The organism is Streptococcus mitis (genome assembly GCF_001579035.1).
GTDB classification, from domain to species: domain Bacteria; phylum Bacillota; class Bacilli; order Lactobacillales; family Streptococcaceae; genus Streptococcus; species Streptococcus mitis_J.
Genome location: NZ_KQ970289.1, coordinates 82867 through 93990 on the forward strand (window position 1 = coordinate 82867; position 11124 = coordinate 93990).

Consider the following 11124-nt stretch of genomic DNA (forward strand, 5'->3'; position numbering starts at 1 on the left):
AAATGACAGAGAGCCATCCTACCATGAAAATCGAAAGGTTTAACAAGAGTTTGGGGATTTCTAAATTCGCTTCAGAATAGTCATTATAGGAAAAGATTGAAATCAATTCCCTCTTGAAAAAGAGAAAAACATCCTGCTTTTGAACCGCTGTTGACAATAGATAGTTTATCAAAATCATCATCAAAACTATACGAAGTAGTAAAACGATCTTTCTCTTTAGCAAAATATTGTTAAAATTCTTAAACATTATCTTCATATTTTTCAAGCACCATATAAGGGACAATATAAAGGATATAAGGAGTAAAGAGTTTCATCAAACTGACATCCCCATAGCTAGCTTGCATCAAACTCGTCATAGGAACCATATAGTAAGGCAAGGCACTATAGAGTAACATAGAACCAAGCCATAGAAACATCAAATAGGCGATTGCCGAACGAGTCACATTCCCTAAATAATCAACTATTTTTAAAAAATAGACTGCATTGATGAAAATACCGATTAGTAGGACACAAGTAAAGAACAAATAGCTTGTTATCTCTCCATCTAGGAGTCTTTGTAAACTACTCCCATCAGAAAATAGAGAATTCCATTCCAGAGGCGAAAAAGTCCCAAAGAAATAGGTTAAAATTGCAATTATCAGCACAGTCACTAAATATATCAAGCAAGGGATACTTGCAACTTGCAAAATCAACTTTCTTTTTAACCCTTGATAACTCACTTCTCTTCCAATACTCAATCGTAAAACTTTATTTTTCAGCTCAATATATTGAAAACCTAGCAAAACAATGATGATTGGAATAATAAATGATTGATAAAAACCTAGATTGAACTGGAGAATACGAAAATCTAATGCTGATTTTAATAAGTCATTTTTAATTGCTTGTCCATCGAATTTAGCTAGATCGGGCGCATGAATATCAAAAAAGAAATAAGTCATCAAAACATCACGATAAACCAAAGTAAGAAAAAGCAAAGTAAGCAAGACATAAACAAATTTATGCCTTGCCAAAGTTAAGAGAGGAATCTTCATAAGCTACCTCCTAAAAATAAAAACCGATATAAATCAATGTCTCCCTGCTTTAGACTTCCCCAGCTCTCGTCTCAAGCGAAGCATTTTTTTTAAACAGAAATAGGTTAACCTATTCAGAACAATAGCTAGCAGAATAAAAAGAAACCAAATGCCCCATAACTTGATATCTGTCAAATTTCTCAAGACGATATTGAAAAACAGAACTGAAATAACTGTCCAAGCAAGGCTAAAAAGAGCATAGAGGGGGATGTAAAACCAGTAAAAATAGTAAAAAATTGGGAAAAATTTACTTTCTCTATTATCCTTTTCAATCCAGTTGAAAAAGTAAAACCAGGGAAATAAGATTATAAATTTAAACAAATGTTTCATCGACACCTCCTTTTCGATAGCGTTTTCTTCACCTTTATTCTATCAAAAAAATCTGGAAATGTCATTCCAGATTCTACTTTTTTATTTGCGTTTTCTTGCGATGAGATGGATTGGAGTCCCCTCAAAGACAAAGGCCTTGCGGATTTGATTTTCCAAGAAACGCAGGTAAGAAAAGTGCATGAGTTCTTCTTCGTTGACAAAGATAACAAAGGTTGGTGGTTTGGTTGCCACTTGGGTCGCGTAGAAAATCTTTAGGCGTTTCCCTTTGTCTGTCGGTGTTGGGTTGATGGCAATAGCATCCATAATCACATCGTTCAAGACAGCTGATGGGATACGTGTGTTTTGACTTTCACTGATTTGCTTAATCATCTCAGGAAGTTTGTGGAGACGTTGCTTGGTCAAAGCGGATACAAAGATAATCGGTGCGTAAGGCAGGTATTGGAACTGCTCACGGATATCTTCTTCCCAGTTTTTCATAGTGTGGTTGTCTTTTTCAAGTGTGTCCCACTTGTTGACCACGATAATCATCCCTTTACCAGCTTCATGGGCAAATCCTGCGATACGCTTGTCGTATTCACGGATTCCTTCTTCCGCATTGATGACCATTAAGACCACATCTGAGCGGTCAATAGCACGCATGGCGCGCATGACAGAGTATTTCTCGGTATTTTCATAAACCTTACCAGACTTACGCATACCTGCCGTATCAATCATGGTAAACTCTTGACCATCTGTATCTGTAAAGTGGGTATCAATGGCGTCACGCGTTGTTCCAGCAACTGGACTAGCAATGACACGGTCTTCTCCCAAGATAGCATTGATCAAGCTTGATTTTCCAACGTTGGGACGACCAATCAAGCTAAACTTAATGACATCTGGGTTTTCTTCTTCATATTCATTTGGAAGATTTTCTACGATGGCATCTAGCACATCCCCTGTACCGATACCATGGACAGATGAGATAGGCAATGGTTCACCCAAACCGAGGGCATAAAAATCATAGATATCATTTCGCATCTCAGGGTTGTCCACCTTGTTAACCGCGAGGATAACTGGTTTGTGGGTCTTATAAAGCTTACGGGCTACGTATTCGTCCGCATCGGTAATTCCTTCCTTACCAGACACGACGAAGACGATAACATCTGCTTCTTCCATGGCAATTTCTGCCTGATGCTTGATTTGTTCCATGAAAGGAGCATCGACATCATCGATTCCTCCTGTATCAATCATGCTAAACGAAAGATTAAGCCACTCACCCGTCGCATAGATACGGTCACGTGTCACTCCTTCGACATCTTCTACAATGGAGATTCGCTCACCAGCGATCCGATTAAATAGGGTTGATTTCCCAACATTGGGACGTCCTACAATGGCAATAGTTGGTAGGGCCATAATTTCTCACTTTCTACAATAACTTCTTCTGTTCAAGATTTTTTCTAGTTGAGCTTGGTTCAGCTTGACCAAACTGTTCTGCTAGACGCTGACTCCAGCTTGTAGTCGCACGCGCCCCAGCATAGTCAGCCTGTACACGGTCATAAGCTTGGATTGCCTCAGTTGACTGTTCTTGGTATTCTTCCTCAAACACCACTTGATTCAATGGCAAGCGAGGTTTGACTTCATGTTCTTCATTTGGTAGTCCTAGTGCCATCCCAAAGACAGGATAGGTGTAGTCAGGCAAATTAAAGAGTTCTGCTACTTCTTCTGACTTGTACCGCACCAAGCCAATAATGACACCACCATAGCCCAAGCTTTCAGCTGCCAGCAAGGCATTTTGACCTGCAAGGGCCGCATCGACCGAACTAATCAAGAGTCCTTCCACACCTTGGGGTTGGAATGAGTCTGTATGAAGTCGGGCTCCCTTTTCTGCTCGGTTCAAATCCCCGACAAAGAGAAGAAAAACAGCTGACTGGCGAATGGCTTCTTGAGGCACCAATTCATACAAGGCATCTTTCTTTTCTTGACTTCGTACCACAATCACAGAGTAGGATTGGAAATTCTTCCAAGACGAGGCCATCTGGGCTGCTGTCAGGATTTCAGTCAAGTCTTCCTGAGGAAGGACTTGTTCCTTAAATCTTCGAACAGACTTATGAGCTTTCATCAGTTTAATGGTTTCTGTCATCGGCGATTCACTCCTTCTAAACGAGTCTCCTCAGCCAAATAACGTATGCGTTCCATGACGCGTCTGGCTTCCCAGGTTTCGTCATTTCCATGTTTCCCTTTAGCGAAATGCTGCTCCAATTCTTCAAAGTTGAAGTTGGATGTGAAAAAGGTCGGTAAATTTTCCTGCATCCGATATTGGAGAATGACTTGCAGGATTTCATCACGTACCCAAGCTGTTGATTGCTCGGCACCAATATCATCTAAAATCAGGACTTCAGAAAGCTTAATCTCATCCACCAAGGTCTTGACATTACCATCACCGATTGCATTTTTGACATCAATGACAAAGCTAGGATAATGGAGGAGAGTTGATGAAACACCTCGTTTTTCTGATAAATCATGGGCTAAGGCAGCCACCATGAAACTTTTACCCACACCAAAGTCTCCATACAAGTAGAGACCTTTTCGAATAGCTGGATATTGCTCCACGAAGGCTAATAGTTTTTCAAAAACTGGTAAGCGCCCCAAATCATCCAAGTCAACTTGAGCTAAACTAGCTTTCCTGAGACTGGCTGGCAGATTGATTAACTTGAGACGGTTCTTAATAGCCGCTTCTTTTTCTGCTGCGATTAGTTCAGGAGTTTCTTCATATGAAACATCCGCATAGCCATGATTCATAACCAAAATCGGCTTGTAGCCTTTGGCAATATAATCCGTATCACCACGGAGAAACTTGTCTCTCTCAGTGATGTACTGATTAAACTTGGAGATACTGCGATTCAATTCCTCTGGAGTAAGGGATTCTTGCTGGATAAAAGCCGCAACATCAGGATCCTTCATGATTTTCTGGACCAAATCTTGATAATGAAAACGGCTAGGTTGACGTTTGAGTACGTCTCCGACACTTTCCATCTAATCTCCTCCTTTTTCTAATCGAGCTAATAGTTCTTGTTTCTTACGTTCTAGTTCCAGACGAGTTTCCTCGCTGGTTTCATTTTTATAATCTGGATTGCTCCACTTGGGTACATTGGACTTGGTAGGACTAGAGTTACTGCTTTTTTGAGCCTGATTCTTCTGCCCTCTCTCACGGATGCGCAAGACTGCCTCTTCTGCCGAATGAATCTTTTGATAGGCGTAATCATTGGCTACCTTCATGGCATATTTCTCATTGATATTTGCTGAATCCACCTTATTAAAGGTCAATAAGAGAATAATATTGATGACTTCGTCCAGCAAGCCCAAGCCAGCCATCTGTTGCAAGAGGTCTCTTTCTGTTTGGGTAATGGTCCCCTTGCGTGTTTGCTTGATTTCTGCCAAGAACTGCAATGCCGTTTTACTTTTGGCTTCTTTGATAATAGTTGCTTCCTTAGGACTAAAGTCAGAAGAAGTCGGTTTTTGAGCGATTTTTTCCCGCATGCGTTTGGTTGAAATAACCTGGGAAACAGCTGTTGACTTGGCCAATTGATAAGTTTCAAACCAAGTCCATTTCTTCTCCTCGGCAATGGCAAAGAGGTTTAAGACATCAGACTGCTCATTCGCAAAACGAAGCCCATCTCGAGCCATCAGCTGACGAAAATGGTCTAAGTCAAAATCGTTGGCCACTTTCTTCTTGAGACCAAGGTCTTCTTGACTTCCCAGCTCTGCCAAATCTGGAAAGACTTGATTGAGTGAGACAGGTATTTCTTCACCCTCAGCACTTTCAACTTTCAAATCCTCCACAGCTGCATCGCCAATCTTTTTCTCCAAAAGTCTGCGATAAACAGGATGTTCCAAGAAGTCCTGACTCGAAAGAGGAGCATGGAGGGCTAGCTGATAAACGTCTCCCTTTTGATAGAGGGTCAAGAGATTGAAAGCAGATAGGATTTTCAGGGATTTTATCAGTCTATCCATCCCAAAGTTAAGATGGTTAAGAATGCTTGAAAAAAGGTATTCCTTTCTGCCATTATCCCAAAAACTGATTGTATAAAGATAAAGGCTCAGTGCCTCCTGACCGATAATCGGGAGGTAACACTGTACCAGAGATGAGGTATCTTGCGACACCCGATTATTCTTTAGATAAGAAAAACGGTCAATTGGCTTCATTTATCTTTCCTTTTTCTTTTTAGAGGACTGGGTGATTTGTTGGAGCAAGCTCTCTAACTCACTGACATCCTTAAAACTACGATAGACACTGGCAAAACGCACATAGGTAATCTCATCTAACTCAGCCAACTCCTCCATGACGAGTGAACCAATGTCCTCACTTTGAATTTCATTTTCATTTCGACCACGGAGTTTCTGTTCGATACGATTGACTACCATGTTGATTTCATCACTTGACACAGGACGTTTCTGAGCTGAGCGGATAATCCCATTAAAGATTTTATCTCTGGAGAACTGTTCCCGTGTGCCATCTTTTTTAACAACCACTAAGGTTCTTTCTTCTACTCGTTCGTAGGTTGTAAAACGGTGTTGGCATTCATCGCACTCACGTCTTCTACGAATGGTGTTCCCTTCTTCTGCTTGGCGACTATCGATAACACTTGACTTGGTAGCCCCACATTTTGGACAACGCATCCTTTCCCTCCTTATCGTTTTCTTTTCATTATACCATTTTTTAAACGATTCCCAAAACAATTCTTCTTTTTGCTTGACAAGTTTTTTGTTTTGTTGTATTATTTAATTAAGACAAATAGATGAAAGAAAGGAGACCAAGATGTCCTGGACATTTGACAACAAAAAACCCATTTATTTACAGATTATGGAGAAAATCAAGCTTCAGATTGTTTCCCATACGCTGGAACCCAATCAACAACTTCCAACCGTGAGAGAGCTAGCTAGCGAGGCTGGTGTCAATCCCAACACCATCCAAAGAGCCTTGTCAGACCTCGAACGAGAAGGATTTGTCTACAGCAAGCGCACAACTGGACGATTTGTGACTGAGGATAAGGAGCTGATCGCCCAATCGCGCAAACAATTATCGGAAGAAGAATTGGAACACTTCGTTTCCTCCATGACCCATTTTGGCTATGAAAAAGAAGAACTACCAGGCGTAGTCGGCGATTATATTAAAGGAGTTTAAGCCTATGTCATTACTAGCATTTGAAAATGTATCCAAATCTTATGGAGCAACCCCAGCCCTTGAAAATGTTTCCCTTGAGATCCCAGCTGGAAAAATCGTTGGTCTTCTTGGTCCAAATGGCTCAGGGAAAACAACCCTGATTAAACTAATCAATGGCCTCTTGCAACCAGATCAAGGACGCGTCCTTATCAACGATATGGATCCAAGCCCAGCAACCAAGGCTATCGTAGCTTATTTGCCGGATACGACCTATCTCAATGAGCAAATGAAGGTCAAAGAAGCCCTAACCTACTTTAAGACCTTCTATAAAGATTTCAATCTTGAACGAGCCCATCATCTACTTGCAGACCTAGGTATTGATGAAAATAGCCGTCTCAAGAAACTATCAAAAGGGAATAAGGAAAAGGTACAACTGATTTTGGTTATGAGCCGTGATGCTCGTCTCTACGTTTTAGACGAACCCATTGGTGGGGTGGACCCAGCAGCCCGTGATTATATCCTCAATACCATTATCAACAACTACTCACCAACTTCTACCGTTTTGATTTCTACCCACTTGATTTCAGATATCGAGCCAATCTTGGATGAAATTGTCTTCCTCAAAGACGGAAAAGTCGTTCGTCAAGGCAATGTAGACGATATTCGCTATGAGTCAGGTGAATCCATTGATCAACTCTTCCGTCAGGAATTTAAGGCCTAAACAAAGGAGATTATTTATGTTTTGGAATTTAGTTCGCTATGAATTTAAAAATGTTAACAAGTGGTATTTAGCCCTCTACGCTGCCGTGCTAGTCCTTTCTACCCTTATCGGGATACAAGCACAGACCTATAACAATCTACCTGTCAAAGAAAGTCAACCTACTATGCTACTTTTTCTAGCCCTCGTCTTTGGTGGCTTGATGATTACACTTGGGATTTCAACTCTTTTCTTAATCATTAAACGCTTTAAAGGTAGTGTCTATGACCGACAAGGCTATCTGACTTTGACCTTGCCAGTTTCTGAGCACTATATCATCACAGCCAAATTAGTCGGAGCCTTCATCTGGTCTATACTTAGCTCGGCTATACTGGCTCTAAGTGCTTTTGTTATTTTGACCTTAACAGCTCCAAATTGGTTTGCAACTTCTGACTTGATTCCACTTGCAGGAACATACCTTCCTCAACTCTCTCTTATGGGGGTATCCTTCCTACTAAATACCATTTCAGAAATCCTCTGCATCTACTTAGCCATTTCCATTGGACAACTTTTCAACGAATACCGTACAGCACTCGCTGTTGCAGCCTACATTGGTATCAAAATCGTCATTGGATTTATTGAACTCTTCTTCAACACCAGTACTAATTTCTATGTCAGTTCATTTGCAGGATTTAATGATAATTTCTATATGGGAGCAAGCGTAGGCATTGTTGAAGAACTCATTTTCATAGCTATCTTTTACCTCGGAACCTACTACATCTTGAGAAATAAGGTTAATTTGCAATAGTTTTAAAGTCTAGCGACAATAACTCGCTAGACTTTTTTCGTTCTCAGGACTTACATTTTTATATGAAGTATTTAATAAAAAGGAGTATAATAACTTTAAAATTGATTACATGTATATCGATAAGGAGGTCAAGTCTTTATGCTGAGAAGATTTGTTACCAAGAAGCACCTCGTACTTTACTTCTTTTCTATTGGCATTACTTGGCTGGAAGCAATTATCACGCCAGCCCTTGTTCAAAATATTGTTGCTAGTTTTACCAATCAAGAACTAGGACTTCTTTGGAAAGTTTTGATTTTGGGAATCCTTGGCAATCTCATCCTCTTACTAGGTTTGGCTGGGAAACGCTATTACTACGCCCGTTTGATTACTGACTTCAAATATGGAATCAAGAGTGCTATTTTCAAGCGATTTTTAAACAGTTATGAGATTGATGAAAAGGATATTTTGTCTGACCTAGAAAACGACGTCAAGCAACTAGAAGAAAACTATATTGAGCCAACGGTCATCATCATTTCTTCTCTGGGCTTCACAACTGTGTCCATTCTCTATGCCTTATGGACCAATTTTTACCTGGGCTTGATTTTCATCCTCTTCTACTCCTTTCCTGTCCTCTGTAGTGCTATCGGATCAAAGCGTTTGGACTCACTTTCTGAAAAGCGGTCCACTGTTAACCAAAACTACTTAGCAAGCTTGACAAATTTTATTGGCGGTAGCCAACAAATTCGCCATTATCAGGGGCAAGACTACTTTTTTGCTCGCTATCAAAAGCAATTACAAACCAGTTTGGATGCCGAAATCAACTATGAAAAACAACGAACTTTAAACAGTCTCTTGATCAATAGCATCGATGCCTTTTGTTCTGTCACACCAATCGTCATCGGTGGCTTTATGACCTACTATAATTATTTAGATGCGGCGAGTTTTGTGGCCATCTATCTGGTTTCCCATAATATCGGTTATCAATTCCAAGAGTTGGCTTACTTTACCAACACCCGAAAAGCGAATAGAACTCTTCTCAACAAATACCAAAAACTTTTGGGTCAGTCTGACTCCATCTCGCCTAGAAGCATAGAAAATATTTTCCCTATCCAGCTTAACAGCATCTCCCTAGAAAAAGATGGGAATAGCCTCCTGTCTCCGATTTCCATGCACATCAAGCAAGGAGAAAAAATTGCCATTATCGGGGAAAGTGGCTCTGGTAAAACAACCCTGCTCAATATCATTCATGGAGAAGAGACACCAACAAGTGGTCAGATTAGCTTTGCTGGTCAAAACCTGTCACGTAAAGAAATCACAAGCTTTAGTTCCTATATCCTCCAAGATAGCCATTACTTTGACACGCTCTCTCTGGACGACAATATCCTTCTAGGACTGGATAAAAATCCAGAGACTTTAAATCATATCCTCAAAAAAACAGGATTAGAACATTTGAAAAATCGAACGCTCAGCAATGATAGTCTGTCTGGTGGCGAGAAACAACGCCTAGAAATCGCTCGCGCCCTCTACCATGATAGCCAACTCATCTTAGCAGATGAGATTAAGGCCAATCTTGACTCGGAAAATAGCAGAAAAATTAGCGACTTGCTCTTCTCCCTACCTCAAACAGTCATTGAAGTCATTCACCACTACACGGAAGAAGACTTAAAACACTATGACCAAGTCATTCACTTAAGCAAAGAAAAGTAAAAGCCTATAACATACGATTTTAAAAAGCAAGGAACTCAAATTCCTTGCTTTTTAACTCAATATCAAACTAGCTACGATAGGGCTGACAAAGACATAGAGAATACCGGTGACACCGATAGCCAAACCACCCATAGCTCCTGCTACAGAGCCGTATCGGAAGGCTGTCCCTGTTCCGACGGCATGGCCTGTTCCTCCAAGGGAAAGACCAACAGCTACTGGATCATCAATTTTCAACCACTTCAAAAGGGTTGGGCCGATAACACTGGTTAAAATCCCAGTTGCGACTACAACGACCAAGGTCACGGTCGTCAGACCTTGCAATTTTTCTGTGATTCCCACTGCCATAGCGGTTGTTACTGACTTAGGAAAGAGAGAAATGGCTAAGAAAAAGTCCATGCCAAAAATCTTAGCCACAAGGGCTGTGAAAGAGGTATTGACCACTACCGCTAGCAGACTACCAAAGAGAATACTCCGAGCATGGTGCTTCATCAGATGAAAACTCTTATAAAGCGGAATCCCTAGAGCCACGGTCGATGGGACAATCAAGTTGTTCAGATAAACCCCACCTTGGTAGTAATCTTGGTAAGAAATACCCGTCACTTTTAGAAAGATGATAATAAAGATGGCTGACAAAAGCAAGGGCGTTGTCAATGGATGAGGAAAACGTCTGTAAATCAGCATTCCTACTAGATAAGCTAGGATTGACAGGGCAAGCCCAAACAGGGGATTGGAAACAAATTCACTCATTTGGCATCTCCTTTCTCATAATCTCCCTCAAACCGTCTCTTGATAAACTGAACCACCAAAGCAATGAGGATAATATTGATAACAGCTGCAAAAAAGACAATCAAAACAATGGGCAAAAGATAGGGAGCAATCACATCAAACTTTTCCATGATTCCCACTGCTGGCGGCAAAAAGAGAATGGTCATATTGGCCAGCAAGAAATTCCCCACCATGTTGACATGTCTGGTTCTCAGCCACTTGAATTGTAGGGCTAGAAAGAGAATAATCAAACCGATAATACTGCCTGGGATAGGCAAATGAAAGAAACTGGAAATCCCCTCTCCGATTAGAGAAATCACAAAGAGAATCATTAATTGAACATATAATTTCATCCTAAACTCCACGAAATAGACTTCTTGCATACCAGTTTACTCTTTTTTCAGAAAATTTCAAGGAAATGCACAAGAGTCATTAAAAATTAGAGAGGAAAGGGGATACAAACAATTCTTGACTTGTGAAAACAGTGTAATTTAGGATAAAATATTCCAGCGTCCTTCTTGCCAGCATTCTTGAAAAGTAGTATAATTATTGCATGCGCAATCATCTTGTGATGCAGAGACTGTCCGTAAATGGACTTTCTTCTATTTACAACTCTAAAAAGAAAGGA

Annotated in this window: 13 protein-coding genes and 1 pseudogene; 4 read left to right on the plus strand and 10 right to left on the minus strand. The window is 40.6% G+C overall.

The window, feature by feature from the left end; all coding sequences use genetic code 11:
- From SMIDD26_RS07600 to nrdR, 8 genes and pseudogenes are all read right to left on the minus strand, one after another.
- Positions 1 to 247 (minus strand): annotated as a pseudogene (locus SMIDD26_RS07600) (hypothetical protein); the annotation flags it as partial.
- Positions 240 to 1031 carry a hypothetical protein gene (locus SMIDD26_RS07605; RefSeq protein WP_061439729.1) on the minus strand — a complete coding sequence of 264 codons (792 nt, stop codon included), beginning with the start codon at positions 1029 to 1031 and terminating at the stop codon, positions 240 to 242. The pseudogene SMIDD26_RS07600 and the gene SMIDD26_RS07605, both read right to left, overlap by 8 nt.
- 33 nt (positions 1032 to 1064) lie before the next feature.
- On the minus strand, positions 1065 to 1400 hold the full coding sequence (locus tag SMIDD26_RS07610; protein ID WP_061439730.1) for a hypothetical protein: 336 nt from the start codon (positions 1398 to 1400) through the stop codon (positions 1065 to 1067).
- Between the two features lie 81 nt (positions 1401 to 1481).
- The gene (gene der / locus SMIDD26_RS07615; protein ID WP_054382677.1) at positions 1482 to 2792 is read right to left on the minus strand and encodes a ribosome biogenesis GTPase Der; all 1311 of its coding nucleotides are present in this window, start codon (positions 2790 to 2792) and stop codon (positions 1482 to 1484) included.
- 13 nt (positions 2793 to 2805) lie between these two features.
- Entirely contained in the window at positions 2806 to 3519 is a 714-nt protein-coding gene (locus tag SMIDD26_RS07620) for an NADPH-dependent oxidoreductase (protein WP_061439731.1), read from the minus strand.
- On the minus strand, positions 3516 to 4412 hold the full coding sequence (gene dnaI / locus SMIDD26_RS07625) for a primosomal protein DnaI (protein ID WP_000446511.1): 897 nt from the start codon (positions 4410 to 4412) through the stop codon (positions 3516 to 3518). The genes SMIDD26_RS07620 and dnaI overlap by 4 nt, the downstream gene beginning before the upstream one ends.
- The gene (locus tag SMIDD26_RS07630) at positions 4413 to 5582 is read right to left on the minus strand and encodes a replication initiation and membrane attachment family protein (RefSeq protein ID WP_061439732.1); all 1170 of its coding nucleotides are present in this window, start codon (positions 5580 to 5582) and stop codon (positions 4413 to 4415) included.
- Positions 5583 to 6056, minus strand: coding sequence for a transcriptional regulator NrdR (gene nrdR, locus SMIDD26_RS07635; RefSeq protein WP_001203672.1), 474 nt, complete (start codon positions 6054 to 6056; stop codon positions 5583 to 5585).
- Between the two features lie 139 nt (positions 6057 to 6195).
- Here nrdR and SMIDD26_RS07640 point away from each other — a divergent pair, with 139 nt between their 5' ends.
- From SMIDD26_RS07640 to SMIDD26_RS07655, 4 genes are all read left to right on the plus strand, one after another.
- Positions 6196 to 6561: a GntR family transcriptional regulator gene (locus SMIDD26_RS07640; RefSeq protein WP_000119149.1), complete on the plus strand. Its 366-nt coding sequence runs from the start codon at positions 6196 to 6198 to the stop codon at positions 6559 to 6561.
- A gap of 4 nt (positions 6562 to 6565) precedes the next feature.
- The gene (locus SMIDD26_RS07645; RefSeq protein ID WP_050073389.1) at positions 6566 to 7261 is read left to right on the plus strand and encodes an ABC transporter ATP-binding protein; all 696 of its coding nucleotides are present in this window, start codon (positions 6566 to 6568) and stop codon (positions 7259 to 7261) included.
- 16 nt (positions 7262 to 7277) lie between these two features.
- Positions 7278 to 8045 (plus strand): hypothetical protein, encoded by a 768-nt coding sequence (locus SMIDD26_RS07650; RefSeq protein WP_061439733.1) that lies wholly within the window; start codon positions 7278 to 7280, stop codon positions 8043 to 8045.
- A gap of 138 nt (positions 8046 to 8183) precedes the next feature.
- Positions 8184 to 9731, plus strand: a complete 1548-nt coding sequence (locus tag SMIDD26_RS07655) for a streptosactin export ABC transporter GggC (RefSeq protein WP_061439734.1) — start codon at positions 8184 to 8186, stop codon at positions 9729 to 9731.
- A 51-nt stretch (positions 9732 to 9782) separates the two neighbouring features.
- Here SMIDD26_RS07655 and SMIDD26_RS07660 read toward each other — a convergent pair whose 3' ends face one another.
- Together SMIDD26_RS07660 and SMIDD26_RS07665 are read right to left on the minus strand one after the other, a co-directional pair.
- On the minus strand, positions 9783 to 10478 hold the full coding sequence (locus tag SMIDD26_RS07660; protein ID WP_001288943.1) for an LrgB family protein: 696 nt from the start codon (positions 10476 to 10478) through the stop codon (positions 9783 to 9785).
- Positions 10475 to 10849: a CidA/LrgA family protein gene (locus SMIDD26_RS07665; protein WP_000781325.1), complete on the minus strand. Its 375-nt coding sequence runs from the start codon at positions 10847 to 10849 to the stop codon at positions 10475 to 10477. Before SMIDD26_RS07665 ends, SMIDD26_RS07660 begins: the two co-directional genes overlap by 4 nt.
- Positions 10850 to 11124 lie beyond the last annotated feature (275 nt).